The 16106-nt window shown below is 61.9% G+C and carries 13 protein-coding genes and 1 tRNA gene; 1 reads left to right on the top strand and 13 read right to left on the bottom strand.

Annotation, left to right across the window (positions count from 1 at the left end; genetic code table 11):
- Positions 1–31: 31 nt before the first annotated feature.
- The 12 genes from rpoB to ACFQ3C_RS14065 form a co-directional block, all read right to left on the bottom strand.
- A complete protein-coding gene (gene rpoB / locus ACFQ3C_RS14010; RefSeq protein WP_380793011.1) occupies positions 32–4177 on the bottom strand; it encodes a DNA-directed RNA polymerase subunit beta in 4146 nt (1381 codons plus the stop codon).
- A 237-nt stretch (positions 4178–4414) separates the two neighbouring features.
- Positions 4415–4795, bottom strand: a complete 381-nt coding sequence (rplL, locus tag ACFQ3C_RS14015) for a 50S ribosomal protein L7/L12 (RefSeq protein WP_068289620.1) — start codon at positions 4793–4795, stop codon at positions 4415–4417.
- A 69-nt stretch (positions 4796–4864) separates the two neighbouring features.
- Positions 4865–5380 carry a 50S ribosomal protein L10 gene (rplJ, locus tag ACFQ3C_RS14020; protein WP_380793015.1) on the bottom strand — a complete coding sequence of 172 codons (516 nt, stop codon included), beginning with the start codon at positions 5378–5380 and terminating at the stop codon, positions 4865–4867.
- A gap of 249 nt (positions 5381–5629) precedes the next feature.
- Entirely contained in the window at positions 5630–6328 is a 699-nt protein-coding gene (gene rplA, locus ACFQ3C_RS14025; protein ID WP_380793018.1) for a 50S ribosomal protein L1, read from the bottom strand.
- Complete coding sequence (gene rplK, locus ACFQ3C_RS14030; protein ID WP_380793021.1) at positions 6328–6753, bottom strand: 50S ribosomal protein L11; 426 nt, start codon at positions 6751–6753, stop codon at positions 6328–6330. The genes rplA and rplK overlap by 1 nt, the downstream gene beginning before the upstream one ends.
- Positions 6754–6858: 105 nt before the next feature.
- Entirely contained in the window at positions 6859–7392 is a 534-nt protein-coding gene (gene nusG / locus ACFQ3C_RS14035; RefSeq protein ID WP_380793024.1) for a transcription termination/antitermination protein NusG, read from the bottom strand.
- Positions 7393–7586: 194 nt separating this feature from the next.
- Complete coding sequence (gene secE / locus ACFQ3C_RS14040; protein WP_380793027.1) at positions 7587–7784, bottom strand: preprotein translocase subunit SecE; 198 nt, start codon at positions 7782–7784, stop codon at positions 7587–7589.
- A gap of 161 nt (positions 7785–7945) precedes the next feature.
- Positions 7946–8021, bottom strand: a tRNA-Trp gene (locus ACFQ3C_RS14045).
- A 45-nt stretch (positions 8022–8066) separates the two neighbouring features.
- Complete coding sequence (locus tag ACFQ3C_RS14050; protein ID WP_380793030.1) at positions 8067–8840, bottom strand: hypothetical protein; 774 nt, start codon at positions 8838–8840, stop codon at positions 8067–8069.
- On the bottom strand, positions 8824–9894 hold the full coding sequence (locus ACFQ3C_RS14055) for a GSCFA domain-containing protein (protein ID WP_380793033.1): 1071 nt from the start codon (positions 9892–9894) through the stop codon (positions 8824–8826). Before ACFQ3C_RS14055 ends, ACFQ3C_RS14050 begins: the two co-directional genes overlap by 17 nt.
- 146 nt (positions 9895–10040) lie before the next feature.
- The gene (gene tuf, locus ACFQ3C_RS14060; RefSeq protein ID WP_380793348.1) at positions 10041–11216 is read right to left on the bottom strand and encodes an elongation factor Tu; all 1176 of its coding nucleotides are present in this window, start codon (positions 11214–11216) and stop codon (positions 10041–10043) included.
- Between the two features lie 118 nt (positions 11217–11334).
- The gene (locus tag ACFQ3C_RS14065) at positions 11335–12057 is read right to left on the bottom strand and encodes a hypothetical protein (protein WP_380793036.1); all 723 of its coding nucleotides are present in this window, start codon (positions 12055–12057) and stop codon (positions 11335–11337) included.
- 142 nt (positions 12058–12199) lie between these two features.
- On the opposite strand from ACFQ3C_RS14065, the gene ACFQ3C_RS14070 reads away from it, so the two are divergent.
- A complete protein-coding gene (locus tag ACFQ3C_RS14070) occupies positions 12200–13588 on the top strand; it encodes a cytochrome P450 (RefSeq protein ID WP_380793039.1) in 1389 nt (462 codons plus the stop codon).
- A 21-nt stretch (positions 13589–13609) separates the two neighbouring features.
- On the opposite strand, the gene ACFQ3C_RS14075 is transcribed toward ACFQ3C_RS14070, so the two are convergent.
- Positions 13610–15934: a DNA topoisomerase IV subunit A gene (locus ACFQ3C_RS14075; RefSeq protein WP_380793042.1), complete on the bottom strand. Its 2325-nt coding sequence runs from the start codon at positions 15932–15934 to the stop codon at positions 13610–13612.
- Between the last annotated feature and the right edge of the window lie 172 nt (positions 15935–16106).

A 16106-nucleotide genomic window follows, 5' to 3' on the forward strand; every position in this document is an offset into this window, starting at 1 on the left:
GGCGCGCGGATTGGGCCGCGCGCCGCCCTGATCACTCGTCCTCGGCGTCCAGGAGTTCCATGTTCAGGCCAAGGCCGCGCACTTCTTTCACCAGAACGTTGAACGACTCGGGCACACCGGCCTCGAAGTTGTCTTCGCCCTTGACGATCGACTCGTACACCTTGGTCCGGCCTGCCACGTCATCCGACTTGACGGTCAGCATTTCCTGAAGCGTGTAGGCGGCACCGTAAGCTTCCAGTGCCCAGACCTCCATCTCGCCCAGACGCTGGCCACCGAACTGGGCCTTACCACCCAGCGGCTGCTGCGTGACAAGGCTGTAGGGCCCGGTCGAACGTGCGTGGATCTTTTCGTCCACCAGGTGATGCAGCTTCAGCAGGTACTTGATGCCCACGGTCACGGGGCGGATGAACTGCTCGCCCGTGCGCCCGTCGAACAGGATCGACTGACCGGATGTATCGAACCCTGCGCGCTTGAGCGCATCGTTCACATCCGCTTCCTTCGCACCGTCGAAGACCGGCGTCGCGATCGGCACACCCTTGGTGATCGTGCTGGCCGCCTCGACCAGCTGGACCTCGTCCATGCCTTCGATGCCTTCGTCATAGACATCGTCGCCGTAAGCCTGGCGCATCGCATCGCGCACCGGGGTCAGATCACCCGACCGGCGGTATTCCTGCAACGCCTCGTCCACCCGCAGACCCAGCGTACGCGACGCCCAGCCCATGTGGGTTTCAAGGATCTGACCGACGTTCATGCGCGACGGCACGCCCAGCGGGTTCAGACAGATATCGACCGGCGTACCGTCGGCAAGGAAGGGCATGTCCTCCATCGGGATGACCTTGGACACAACACCCTTGTTGCCGTGACGGCCGGCCATCTTGTCGCCCGGCTGCAGCTTGCGCTTCACCGCGATGAAGACCTTGACCATCTTCATCACGCCCGGCGGCAGATCGTCGCCACGGCGGACTTTTTCGACCTTGTCCTCGAACCGTGCATCAAGGGTCCGCTTCTGCACTTCGTACTGTGCGTTCAGCGCTTCCATGATCTGCGCGTCGGCCTCGTTCTCAAGCGCCAGCTGCCACCACTGGCCACGGCTGAGCATCGACAGCATATCTTCGTCGATGACCGAGTTCGGCTTGACGCCTTTCGGGCCTTTCACGGCCACCTTGCCCAGGATCATGTCCTTCAGACGGGCATAGATGTTGCGGTCCAGGATCGCCAGCTCGTCGTCGCGGTCACGCGCCAGACGCTCGACTTCTTCACGCTCGATCTGCAGCGCGCGTTCGTCTTTTTCCACACCATGGCGGTTGAACACGCGGACTTCCACGACCGTGCCGAAATCGCCGGGCTTCACGCGCAGCGATGTATCGCGCACGTCAGATGCCTTTTCACCAAAGATGGCGCGCAGCAGCTTTTCTTCCGGCGTCATCGGGCTTTCGCCTTTGGGCGTGATCTTGCCCACAAGGATGTCGCCCGGTTCGACGTCGGCACCGATATAGACGATCCCCGCCTCGTCAAGGTTGCGAAGGGCTTCCTCGCCGACGTTGGGGATGTCGCGCGTGATCTCTTCCGGCCCAAGCTTGGTGTCACGGGCGGCGACTTCGAATTCCTCGATATGGATCGAGGTAAAGACGTCATCGCGCGCGATACGCTCGGAAATCAGGATCGAGTCTTCGTAGTTGTAGCCATTCCACGGCATGAACGCGACGATGACGTTCCGGCCGACGGCCAGTTCGCCCATGTCGGTGCAGGGGCCATCGGCAATCACTTCGCCCTTGGCAACCACATCGCCCACCTTCACCAGCGGACGCTGGTTGATGCAGGAGTTCTGGTTGGACCGCTGGAACTTGCGCATGCGATAGATGTCCACACCCGCATCGCCCAGTTCCAGATCTTCCGTGGCGCGCACAACGATACGCATCGCGTCGACCTGGTCGATCACACCGGCGCGGCGCGCCATGATCGCAGCACCGGAATCCCGTGCCACGATACCTTCGATCCCGGTCCCGACCAGCGGCGCCTCGGTCTGCACCAGGGGCAGCGCCTGACGCATCATGTTCGACCCCATCAGGGCGCGGTTCGCGTCGTCGTTTTCAAGGAAGGGGATCAGCGATGCCGCAACCGACACCAGCTGCTTGGGGCTGACGTCGATCAGATCGACCTGCTCGCGCGGGGCCAGCGTATAGTCGCCCGACTGGCGCGTGGTGACCAGTTCGTTGACCAGGTTGCCATCTGCATCCAGCGTCGCGTTGGCCTGCGCCACGGTGTGACGCATTTCTTCCGTCGCGGACAGATACACAACCTCATCCGTCACCTTACCCTCTTTCACAAGACGGTAGGGTGTTTCGATGAAGCCGTACTTGTTCACGCGCGCATAGGTCGCGAGGCTGTTGATCAGACCGATGTTCTGACCTTCGGGCGTTTCAATCGGACACATCCGGCCATAGTGGGTCGGGTGAACGTCGCGCACCTCAAAGCCCGCACGCTCGCGGGTCAGACCGCCCGGCCCCAGCGCCGACAGGCGGCGCTTGTGCGTCACTTCGGACAGCGGGTTGGTCTGGTCCATGAACTGCGACAGCTGCGAAGAGCCGAAGAATTCACGCACCGCCGCAGCCGCCGGCTTGGCATTGATCAGGTCTTGCGGCATCACCGTGTCGATCTCGACCGAGGACATGCGCTCCTTGATGGCGCGCTCCATCCGCAGCAGACCGACGCGGTACTGGTTCTCCATCAGCTCACCGACAGAACGGACACGACGGTTGCCAAGGTGGTCGATGTCGTCGATATCGCCCTTGCCATCGCGCAGTTCGCACAGCGCCTTGATGCAGGCCACGATATCTTCGCGGCGCAGGGTACGCATCGTATCCGCGGCATCCAGGTCCAGACGCATGTTCATCTTGACGCGGCCCACGGCGGACAGGTCATAGCGATCCGCATCGAAAAACAGCGTGTCGAACAGCGCGCTTGCGGCCTCGACCGTGGGCGGCTCGCCGGGACGCATCACGCGGTAGATGTCCATCAGCGCGCCTTCGCGGCCGATGTTCTTGTCAGCCACCATGGTGTTGCGGATGTAGGGACCCACATTGATGTTGTCGATGTCCAGAACCGGGATGTCGGTGATACCCGCATCCATCAGCTCCTTCAGCGACCCACCGGTGATCGCACCGTCCTTGTCGCGGGTCAGCGTCAGCTCGTCGCCGGCTTCGACATAGATCGCGCCGGTTTCCTCGTTGATGATGTCCTTGGCGACGAACTTGCCCAGGATGTTCTCGAAGGGCACCAGCAGTTGGGTAACCTTGCCCTCATCCTTCAGCTGCTTGACCGCGCGGGGGGTGATCTTCTTGCCAGCCTCGGCAATCACCTCGCCAGTGGCGGCATCGACCAGGTCAAAGGTCGGACGGGTGCCACGCACACGATCCGGGAAGAACTTGGTCACCCAGCCCTGGCCGGCGCCCTTGGTCTTCGACAGCTTGTACTGAACCGTATCGTAATACGCGTCCATGATCGTTTCCTGGTCCATGCCGAGGGCATAGAGCAGCGTCGTCACCGGCAGTTTGCGGCGACGGTCGATCCGCGCGAACACGATGTCCTTGGCGTCGAATTCGAAATCCAGCCAGGAGCCGCGATAAGGAATGATCCGGCAGGCGAACAGCAGCTTGCCCGAGCTGTGCGTCTTGCCCTTGTCGTGGTCGAAGAACACGCCCGGCGACCGGTGCATCTGGGACACGATGACCCGCTCGGTCCCGTTCACCACGAAGGTGCCATTGGGCGTCATCAGGGGCATGTCGCCCATGAACACGTCTTGTTCCTTGATGTCCTTGACCGACTTCGCGCCAGTATCCTCGTCGACATCGAACACGATCAGACGCAGCGTGACCTTGAGCGGCGCGGCATAGGTCATGTCGCGCTGCATGCATTCATCAACATCGTATTTCGGCTTTTCCAGCTCGTATTTCACGAATTCCAGAACGCTGGATTCGTTGAAATCCTTGATCGGGAAGACGGACTGGAACACGCCCATGATCCCTTCGCCGTCAGCAGGCTGCAAGCCGCTGCCAGAGTTCAGGAACAGGTCATACGAGGATTTCTGCACCTCGATCAGGTTCGGCATTTCCAGCACTTCGCGGATCTTGCCGTAATATCTGCGCAAACGTTTCTGGCCGAGGAAGGTCTGAGCCATGGTCGATGTCACCTTTCGTTTCTCTCCGGTCACGCAGGTCGTCGGGCCACGACAGCGCACCTCTTTGAAACAGGACTGTTCTGATCCATTCGCGGCCCCTGTCCCACCAGAGGCCTCCCGATCCTTGAACCGCACCTTGGAAAGGGCTTTCGATAAAGCCCTTGCCGAGACGGGTTAGGCTGGGCCCGGAAAAACCGGACCCAGCCAAATCAGATTTCCGGGTTTCCCCGGAACCGATTACTTCAGCTCGACGGTGGCGCCAGCTGCTTCCAGCTTTGCCTTGATGTCGTCGGCTTCGGCTTTCGAAACCTGCTCTTTGACAGCCTTGCCGCCTGCATCGACCAGGTCCTTGGCTTCTTTCAGGCCCAGACCGGTGATGGCGCGGACTTCCTTGATCACGTTGATCTTGGAAGCGCCGGCATCCTTCAGGATGACGTCGAATTCGGTCTGCTCTTCAGCAGAATCGGCAGCGCCACCAGCGGCGGGGCCAGCCATCATCACTGCGCCGCCAGCTGCGGGCTCGATGCCGTACTCATCCTTCAGGATGGTTTTCAGTTCTTGTGCTTCGAGAAGCGTCAGACCAACGATCTCTTCTGCCAGTTTCTTCAGATCAGCCATTTTACTGTTTCCGTTCGTTTAAGATGTGTTCCAACGTGCGGGGTTTTCCACACGCAGATCAAAGGTTGCTCACGCAGCCGCCTTGTCCTCGATCGTGGACAGGATGGACGCGATATTCGAAGCAGGCGCACCAATCGCACCGGCGATGTTCGCAGCGGGTGCCCCAATGCAGCCCACGATGGAAGCGATAAGCTCCTCGCGCGACGGCATTTTCGACACGGCTTCGACACCGGCCCGGTCCAGAGCCGTGCTGCCCATAGCCCCGCCAAGGATTTCAAACTTCTTGTTGTCCTTGGCGAAGTCCTCGGTCACCTTGGCTGCTGCCACGGGATCCTCGGAATAGGTCAGTACGGTCATGCCCGTCAGAAGATTGGCGATGCTTTCGCAAGGCTTCCCTTCAAGGGCGATCTTGGCGAGCTTGTTCTTGGCGACGCGGACGGACCCACCCACTTTACGCATACGCGCGCGCAGGTCCTGCATCTCGGCAACCGTGAGACCTGCGTAATGGGCTACGACCACAACGCCAGAGCTTTCAAAGATCTGGCCGAGTTCCTCGACCACTTTCTCTTTTTGTGCTCTATCCACAGTTTCACTCCAAATTTGGGGGTCTCCCCCCGGCTCAGTTTTGCCCCCTGCGAACAAGGGGCGTTCGGGTCCAATTTCAGGGTCCCGAGGCCAGATCTACCCGAGGGATCACACCCAACGGTCAGGTTGTCTCGTTCCCCATCTCAGGAAGGATTTATTCAGGCGATTGCCTGAACCCTCCGTCTCGGACAGGACAGGGCCGGTAAAGGCCCCGTCATTCGACCCCGGGACAGGCCCGGGGCGGAATTCTTATTCAGCGCTGGCCGAGGCCAGGTCGATCGACACGCCCGGGCCCATCGTCGAGGACACCGACACCTTGCGCAGATAGGCGCCCTTGGCACCTGCCGGTTTGGCGCGCGACACGGCGCCCACGAAGGCGCGAATGTTTTCGACCAGTTTCGCCTCGTCGAAGGACACCTTGCCGACACCTGCGTGCACGACACCGGCCTTTTCGACCTTGAACTGCACTTCACCGCCCTTGGCAGCCTGCACAGCGGTTGCGACATCCATCGTCACCGTGCCGACCTTGGGGTTCGGCATCAGGTTGCGCGGACCAAGCACCTTGCCCAGACGACCGACGACCGGCATCATGTCAGGGGTGGCGATGCAGCGATCAAAGTCGATCTTGCCGGACAGGATTGTTTCCATCAGGTCCTCGGCACCGACGATGTCGGCACCTGCGGCGGTGGCTTCGTCAGCCTTGGCGCCACGTGCGAACACGGCGACGCGGACGTCCTTGCCGGTGCCGTTCGGCAGACCGACAACACCGCGAACCATCTGATCGGCATGACGGGGGTCAACGCCCAGGTTCATCGCGATCTCGACGGTTTCGTCGAACTTCGCCGTTGCATTCGCCTTGATCAGCTTGACGGCTTCTTCAACGCTCAGGTCTTCCTTGCCGGCCATGGCTTCGCGAGCGGCGCGGGTACGTTTTCCAAACTTCGCCATTACTTCACCTCGATGCCCATGGAGCGGGCAGAGCCCAGGATGATCTGCATTGCGCCTTCGATGTCGGTGGCGTTCAGATCGACCATCTTCGCTTCGGCGATTTCCTTCACCTGGGCGACGGTCACGGTGCCGGCGGTGGCGCGACCGGGGGTCTTGGACCCGGACTGCAGCTTTGCGGCCTTCTTCAGATAGTAAGACGCGGGCGGCGTCTTGATGTCCATCGTGAAGGATTTGTCCTGATAATAGGAAATCACGACCGGGGTCGGGGCACCAGGCTCGATGTCTGCGGTCTTGGCGTTGAACGCCTTGCAGAATTCCATGATGTTGATGCCGCGCTGACCCAGGGCCGGGCCGACAGGCGGGGAGGGGTTGGCTTGCCCGGCTTTCACCTGAAGCTTGAGCTTGCCGATCAGTTTCTTGGCCATATGGCCTCTCCTTTTTTCCAACGCCAGGCTGACGCGTCAGCCGGCACTTCGTGGCGTGGTCCGGTCCGGCGGTCGCGACCGCCTCGCCTCCCACGATCTACACACTCAGATCTGCTTGGAGACCTGGGTGAATTCCAGTTCGACCGGGGTTTCCCGGCCAAAGATCGAGACAGCAACCTTCAGACGCTGGTTGGCCTCGTCGATTTCTTCGATCATGCCGTCGAAATCTTCGAACGGGCCGTCGTTGACCTTCACCTTCTCGCCGATCTCGAAATGGATCAGGGTGCGCGGGCTTTCCTCGCCCTCCTGAACCCGGCCCAGAATCGACTGAACCTCGGCATCGCGCATCGGCATCGGGCGACCTTGCGGGCCCAGGAAGCCGGTGACGCGGTTGATCGAGTTGATCAGGTGATAACCCTTGTCGGACATCTCCATCCGCACCAGAACGTACCCCGGCATGAAGCGACGCTCGGTCGTCACCTTCTTGCCGCGGCGCACTTCGATCACCTCTTCAGTCGGCACAAGAACTTCTTCGATCTGATCTTCCAGACCGTTTTCGATGACGGCTTGCCTGATCTGTTCGGCGATCTTCTTCTCGAAGTTCGAGAGAACGCTCACCGAATACCACCGCTTAGCCATCGCTGTTCCAGTCCTCAACTTCCGACCTCGGTCGGTATTTCCTTTAATTTCCAAGAGCTTGTCAAAGCTCTCCCGAAAACAAAAATCGGCGTGCAACACGAATCGCCGCACGCCATTTCCGGATCAGGTGTGTCCCCTACAAAGGAAACGCTCCGGATTCAAGGGCAAGCGGTGCTTTTTGATCCGATCGGCGCTTAGCCAAACATGCCAAGAACAGTCCGCAGACCAAACTGGATCGACAGATCGACCAAAGAAAAGAACAGCGCCGTGAGCGCGGCCAGAATGAAAACCATCACGGTCGTCAGCAGAACTTCGCGACGGGTCGGCCAGACCACCTTGGAAACTTCCGCGCGGACCTGCTGGATATACTGAATAGGGTTGGTACGTGCCATGGATACGTCTTTTCTATCTGGGTCAGGGCAGCACATACGCGGGTGGGATGCGGATTTCAAGGCCCGCTGCACTGGGGTGTAGCACGGGGGTGTACCACGGGTTGCACGGGTGCTGGGCCTGGATAAGCCTGACCCATGGTCTTGTTGCACTGACGTGAAGGTGGCAGGGGCAGCAGGGCTCGAACCCGCGACCTACGGTTTTGGAGACCGTCGCTCTACCAGCTGAGCTATACCCCTAAGGCCGGAGCATCCGATACGACGCGCCGCCATCAATATCAAGGGCTAATCGTTGGTTTTCTCGCATCCACCCTGACTTGCTGTCGCAAGAAAGCTCCGCAGCATCAGGGCCGCGAATTCGGGCGATTTGTGCCCGGCATCACCGCTGGCCTGCGCCCCGTCGATCGCAAAGCGGGCATCCGTGAAGGCACCGTTCACCACCGTTTCATCCGGTTGCGCGATCAGCGTGATACCGTCCGACGCAAGGATCCGGGTGAACATCCCCCAGATCTGTGCCCGATCCTCGGCTGTTGCCGCGGCAGCGCAGGGATAAAGCGCCAGTGGCATGCCTGGCGCGGTTTGATCCAGCACCCCGTCCGTCATCAGCGGGGCGGGTGCAAAATATACCCTTGCCTTGCCACTTGCCGCGAAACTGCGGGCAATTCTGACCGCGCGGCATGACACCAGAAATTGCGCGGCCGCGGCCTGCATCACGTCACGGCTGACCGCGCGGTGCGGATCGCGCATGTAGTGCAGGTAAGGCAGCATGAATTCCGCGCTCCGCAGGCGCGCGCCGTAGAAGACGAAACAGTCGAAATCCGATGGTGCCAGGCTTGTGCGGCCCTTGGCGTTGACCATGGCAACGGCTTCGGCCGCCTCTTGGCCGATCGGGCGCACGACACCGTTCTTGATGTCGATCTGCCGGAACAACGGACCGGCTGCGCCCCAGAATTCGACCTCGTAGCCGTCCAGCCGCACAAGCCCCGCATCCAGGGCCCTGCGGACGCTGCCGATATGGCTGTCACCGAAAATGCACAGGGTTTCAGGTGGCGAAGGCACCCAGCAACTCCTCTTCACAGGTCACGTCATCATGATCCACGGCAATTGCTGCCGCCTTGCGCCGGTGCCTTGCCTTGACAGGTCCAAAGACACGGGCCTGATCGGCGAAGAAATGTTGCATCACGGTTTCGACACCCTGCGGCGCGACACTGCGCATGTTGGGGGCATAGAACATGCCCCGAAACACGGGATGTGTGATGATTTCATAAGATGGGAAATAATCGACCGCCTTCGTTTCCGCCTCAAGCTGGCCGGCCAGCGCACGCAGCACGGATTTCGAATAGGAGGTGGCCGTCAGCACATGCTGCCCCGAGGCCGTGGCCGTCAGCGGAACGGGCGAGACAGTCAGCAAAATCCTGAGTCTGGGGTTCTTGGCCCGCATCAGCTTGATCGCGGCCTGCATGTCGCGCAGCAGGGGCCGAAAGCCGCTGTTGCGGAACACATGCTTTTCGGGATCGAAGGCACAGCCTTTGACGGTGCCGGGGCATAGCGCATATTCCAGGCCGGTTTCAGCATTTGCCCAGGATTCCGTCAATCCAAGCGTGAACACGAAAATGTCCGCGCCGGTGACGGCGTCCCGCAGGGCCGCCAGCGTGGTGGCGCGGGCCGCGCGCAATTCAGCCTCGGAGGCAAAGCCATCAGGTTCGATCACAGGACGCAGCGGATCGAAGAAACGCCCGTCCTGCTGCCATATCTCGTCCGGCAGGTCGCTCTGTTCAAATGCCAGTTCAAGCCATTGCCGCAGCATCCTGGGCGTATAGATGTTGCCCGTGCGAAAACTGAAGACGCCATAGTTGAAACGACGCGCATCATGCGCGGCCAGGAAAGGCGGCGCAGGCTCGGCATCGACCCAGTCATAGCCGCGGCCAACCAGCGCCCGCCCGATATGCTGCGCGAAACAGCTACCCGCCGTGACGATGCGATCCTTCGGCAAAATGCGGAACTTGGGCGTCCACAGACCGGTCAGCCCAAAGGCCCCGACATCGGCGACAGCCGGGCGCCAATAGGCGCGGTCTTCAAGACCCAGATAGGGGTTCTTCAGATCATCGGACATGAGGGAACTCATAAGAGCGAAGCAATACTGGTCAATGTGAGAGAGGCTAGCAGCGAAGCATCAAGCCTTCAACAGGGCGCGGGATGACAAAAAAGGGCCCCCGCGAAGGGGGCCCTTTCCTGCAGGCTCAGCACCCGAAGTGGTCTTTACTTCAGAATTTTCGACACGACACCCGCGCCGACGGTACGGCCGCCTTCACGGATGGCGAAGCGCAGGCCGTCTTCCATCGCGATCGGTGCGATCAGTTCGACGGTGAACTTCAGGTTGTCGCCCGGCATCACCATCTCGGTGCCCTCGGGCAGCGTCACGGTGCCGGTCACGTCGGTCGTGCGGAAGTAGAACTGCGGACGGTAGTTCGCGAAGAACGGCGTGTGACGGCCGCCTTCTTCCTTCGTCAGGATGTAGGCTTCTGCCTCGAACTGGGTGTGCGGGTTCACGGACTTCGGCTTGCAAAGAACCTGACCACGCTCAACGCCTTCACGGTCGATACCGCGCAGCAGAACGCCCACGTTGTCGCCGGCCTCACCACGATCCAGCAGCTTGCGGAACATTTCCACGCCCGTGCAGGTCGTCGTCTTGGTGTCCTTGATCCCCACGATCTCGATGCTGTCACCGACGTTGATCACGCCACGCTCGATACGGCCGGTCACAACGGTGCCACGACCCGAGATCGAGAACACGTCTTCGATCGGCATCAGGAACGGCTTGTCCACGGCGCGTTCGGGCGTCGGGATGTAGGTGTCGACCGCTTCCATCAGAGCGCGGATCGAGTTCTCGCCGATCTCCGGATCACGGCCTTCCATCGCCGCAAGAGCCGAACCCTTGATGATCGGAATATCGTCGCCCGGATACTCGTAGGAGGTCAGCAGCTCGCGGATCTCCATCTCCACCAGCTCCAGCAGCTCCTCGTCGTCAACCTGGTCAACCTTGTTCATGTACACGACCATGTAGGGGATGCCCACCTGGCGGCCCAGCAGGATGTGCTCGCGCGTCTGCGGCATCGGGCCGTCAGCGGCGTTCACAACCAGGATCGCGCCGTCCATCTGCGCCGCACCCGTGATCATGTTCTTCACATAGTCAGCGTGGCCGGGGCAATCGACATGCGCGTAGTGGCGCGTCTCGGTCTCGTATTCCACATGCGCCGTCGAGATCGTGATCCCGCGCGCCTTCTCTTCCGGTGCGCCGTCGATCTGGTCGTAGGCCCGGAACTCGCCGAAATACTTCGTGATCGCAGCCGTCAGCGTCGTCTTGCCGTGGTCAACGTGACCGATCGTGCCGATGTTAACGTGCGGTTTGTTACGTTCAAACTTTGCCTTGCCCATCCTGCGCAGCGCCTTCTGTTCGGGGGCCGCCCGGTCGTCGGACAAACCCGTTTTCTATCTCCGCGCGCCGTTTATTGACTTGGGCGGGGAAAATCAAGCGTCTCTTGGCAAAGGCAGATTACTCGGCAGGCAGCGGGGCAACTTCCGGTTCATCCAGGATCGCACCGGCAGGAGGCGCGATGCGCGGCGGCTGCGGCACGGGGCGCAACGGCGGTTTGGTCGCGGACGCGGATGCGGCCACCGCAACTGCGGGCGCGTCGTCGCCGACCGGCGCGGCATCCGCATCCCCGGCCGCGTCATCCGCAGGACCGAACCAGCCTTCCGACGCGCGCCGACGCACCAGAAAGTTCTGGATCTGCTTGGCCGCATTGCGGCTGAGATTGCGCATCTGCACTTCCTTGGATTGGGTCAGACCCGAACCAAGGATCGTATTGCCTGAAATCGTCTCGATCACGGTGATCTGTTCGGGGGGGGTGTTCATCTTCTGGCTGGCCGCGTCATCCCAGACCGTCAGCAGCAGGATCAGGACCGAATTCGGCGATGCCACGATCGGAATGCCGGGTTGCGCCAGCACGTAACCTTCGACGCTGACCCCAAGGTGATAAAGGCGGTCACCCTCGTAACGACCGAAACGTTCGTCGATCGCGCCTTTCAGCGATTCCTGCCATTCCTCGGGCGTCGCCTCGCGCGATACCGGCCCGCGCGTCATCTTCGAGGCGACAACCACGTTATGGCCAAGACGGAAATCACCCAGATCGGCCGGCGCCTCATCCAGATCGTTCGGATTGGTGCATGCGGCCATAAACAGGACCGAGGAAAGCAGGGCAAGCAGGCGGAGCATGACAGTGTCCTTCGAAGCGATGCGTCGGGCATACCGCAGCGAACAGACCGGCGCAACGCGCCTGCGGCAGCTTGGCGCGCGCCGTGGCCAGTTTGCCGAACGCCACCGCGCGCTATATCCTGCACCAAGGAGGCATTTGCCCATGTCGCATGTTGAAACCCTCGTGCCGAACGATGCCGCACCGACACGCCTGCCCGTGCGTGTTCCCCTTGTCACGGAACCCTGGGGATTGCTGAAAAGCCTGAATGCCGCGCGCCAGAACGTGCTGTCGATCATCCCGCAGATCGCAACCCGCCAGCCCATGGTCAGCGGCAAGACCGGCAAGCGCTGGCACATGGTGATGGATCCGGACGCTATCCGCCACATGCTGCTGGAACGGCTGGAGGAATATCCGAAATCCGATGTCACCAAGAACCTTTTGCGTCCGGCCATCGGCGAATCGCTGTTTGTCGCGGAAGGCGCGCATTGGCGCTGGCAGCGCCGTGCGGCGGCACCGGTCTTTTCGCATCGCAACGTGATGAACCTGGCGCCGATCATGACGGCGGCGGCGGAACGATCCGCGGAACGGGTCGCGGCGGCAGGCCCGCGCGCCGTGGACATGTTCGACGAGATGGTGCGCGCCACATTCGACGTGATCAGCGACGTGACGTTTTCGGGCGGCGGCGGCTTTGACCGCGACGCGGTGCACAAGGCGATCGACGCCTACATCAGCGAGGCCGGCAAGATCAGCCTGTTCGACATCCTGGGCTTTCCCGACTGGGTGCCGCGTCCCGGGCGCATGATGTCCGGGGCGGCTCTGAAGCAGATGAAGGGCGTGGCCGATCAATCCATCGAACAGCGGCGGCATGGCGGGCGCGCCAAGGCGGTGCCCGATCTGCTGGACCTGCTGATGGCCGGGCAAGACCCCGAAACCATGCGGCAGATGGATACCGGAGAGCTGCGCGACAACCTGCTGACCTTCATCGTCGCGGGGCATGAAACCACCGCCCTCACCCTGGGCTGGGCGCTCTATCTATGCGCCTTCGATCCGCAGGTGCAGGACCGTGCCCGCGCCGAGGCGCAATCGGTTCTGGGCCAGCGCGCCGCGACCGGCGCCGATGTCGAGGCGCTTCCCTTCATCCGCCAGATCGTGGACGAGGCGTTGCGCCTCTACCCCCCTGCAGGCATCGTGTCGCGCACGGCACAGGCCGCCGACACCCTGGGCGGGCGCGAGATCAGGCCCGGCGATACCGTGATGATCCCGATCTATGCCCTGCACCGCAATCATCTGCTGTGGGACGATCCCGACGCGTTTCGGCCAGAACGGTTTGCGGATCGCAAGGCCGTTCCGCGCTATGCCTATCTTCCGTTCGGGGACGGGCCACGCATCTGCATCGGCGCCAGCTTTGCCTTGCAGGAGGCTGTCATCATCCTGGCCACATTGCTGGCGCGCTTCCGCTTTCGCCCGGTGCCGGGGCGGGATCCGAAACCCGTGATGATCCTGACCCTGCGGCCCGAAGGCGGCGTATGGCTGCAAGCCGACCCAGCCTAGACCGGCACGGCTGCGGCGGCGTCAGGTGAACTTGTTGTCGCGGGGGAAGCCGCGTGGCGCCATGCGGCCCGCGCTGGCGCGCTTGGCCAGCCATTCGGACAGGTCGCCTTCGGTGCGGGTGCGCCCGGCCGGATCGTGCCAGCTTAGCCCATCGGCAAGCGCGAAGGTGATGGCGTCGGACAGCCCGCCATCCTTGAACTTCTGCAGCCGCACGCCCTTGCCCCGCGCCATTTCCGGCAACTCGTCCAGCGGAAAGACCAGGACCTTGCGGTTCTCGCCCACGCAGGCCACGTGATCGCCCGACACCGGACGGCACACCAGCGCGCGCGCATCGCCCGACAGGTTCAGCACCTGCTTGCCGGCGCGGGTCTGGGCGACAACCTCATCCTCGGACACGACGAAACCATCACCTGCAGAGGACGCGACCAGCAGTTTGCGTCCCGGCTTGTGGATCAGGATATCCACGATCTGCGCCTCGTTCGGCAGATCCACCATCAGGCGCAGGGGTTCCCCCATGCCGCGCCCGCCCGGCAGGTTCATCGCGCCCACCGTGTAGAAACGTCCGTTCGATGCGAAGACCAGCAACTTGTCGGTGGTTTCCGCATGGAAGGCGAAACGCGGCCCGTCACCATCCTTGAACTTGATCTCGCGGGTCAGGTCGATATGGCCCGACATCGCCCGGATCCAGCCCATCTGCGAACAGATCACGGTCAGCGGCTCACGTTCGATCATCGCCTCCAGCGGCACATCCTCGACCTCGCCCGCCTCGGCGAACTGGGTGCGGCGCGCGCCACCGGGGCTGGACGCGCCGAACTGTTTACGCACGTCGCGCAATTGATCGGCAATCGCGGCCCATTGCAGCTTTTCACTGTCCAGCAGATCCTCAAGCGCGGCCCGCTCTTCCATCAGCGCATCGCGCTCGCGGATCAGCTCGATCTCCTCCAGCCGCCGCAACGACCGCAGGCGCATGTTCAGGATCGCCTCGGCCTGCACTTCGGACAGCGACGGCTCTTCAGCCTCGGGGATGGTCCGCGCCGTCAAGGGCGAGACATAATCCTTTTCGGATGTCGCCCGCGCATGGGGCTTGCCCCAGTCTTCGAACATCAGCGCCCGCTTGGGATCGTCGTCATAGCGGATGATGTCGATGACGCGGTCCAGGTTCAGGAAGGCAATGATGAACCCTTCCAGCACCTCAAGCCGGTGGTCGATCTTTTCCAGCCGGTGCCGCGACCGACGCTGCAACACCTCGCGCCGGTGATCCAGGAAGGCGCGCAGCACCTCTTTCAGCGAACAGACCTTGGGCGTCAGCCCGTCGATCAGCACGTTCATGTTCAGGCTGAACCGCAGCTCGAGGTCGGAGTTGCGGAACATCATCCCCATCAGCACGTTTGGATCGACCGTGCGCGCGCGCGGTTCCAGAACAAGGCGCACATCATCGGCGGATTCGTCGCGTACATCGGCCAGAATCGGGATCTTCTTGGTCTGGATCAGTTCCGCGATCTTTTCGATCAGCTTGGATTTCTGCACCTGATAGGGGATTTCCGTGACCACGATCTGCCACTGGCCGCGGCCCAGATCCTCGACCTCCCACTTGCAGCGCAGACGGAACGCCCCGCGCCCGGTGCGGTAAGCCTCGGCGATGCTCTCGCGCGGCTCGACGATCACGCCGCCGGTCGGGAAATCGGGACCCGGCACATATTGCAGCAGTGTCTCGTCGCGCGCATCGGGTGACTTGATCAGATGCAGGCAGGCGCCAACCAGTTCTTCGATGTTATGCGGGGGAATATTTGTCGCCATCCCTACGGCGATACCGGATGACCCGTTCGCCAGAAGGTTCGGAAAAGCCGCCGGAAACACGACAGGTTCTTCCAGCGTGCCGTCATAGTTGGGCCTGAAATCGACGGCGTTTTCCGCCAGCCCTTCCATCAGCGCCTCGGCGGCGGCGGTCATGCGCGCTTCGGTGTAACGCGCGGCGGCGGGGTTGTCGCCGTCGATATTGCCGAAGTTCCCCTGCCCGTCCACCAGCGGATAGCGGACGTTGAAATCCTGCGCCAGGCGGGCCATCGCGTCATAGATCGCCGCATCGCCATGCGGGTGATAGTTCCCCATCACATCGCCCGAAATCTTGGCCGACTTGCGGAATCCGCCGCTGCTGCTCAGGCGCAATTCGCGCATCGCATAGAGAATGCGGCGGTGAACCGGCTTCAGGCCATCCCGCGCATCGGGCAGCGCCCGGTGCATGATCGTCGACAAGGCATAGGTCAGGTAGCGCTCGCCAATGGCGCGGCGCAGCGGTTCGGACACCTCGGAAGGGTTCGGTACATTGTCGTCGATCAGATCGCTCATGCGACAGGTGATAGACGCCCGCCGCGACGGGGTAAAGCAACCAGCGCACCGAGACGGCGCGATTTCGGAAAAAATGCACGGAGGAAAAGCGCGAATCGGGTATAGGCGAGACCCTGCCCAGTCCGTTTTCGGCTGTTTCGTTGTGTTTTGTATGTTTGGGGGTATGCGGCAT

Source organism: Seohaeicola saemankumensis, assembly GCF_042678485.1.
In the GTDB taxonomy this organism is placed as follows: Bacteria; Pseudomonadota; Alphaproteobacteria; order Rhodobacterales; family Rhodobacteraceae; genus Seohaeicola; species Seohaeicola saemankumensis.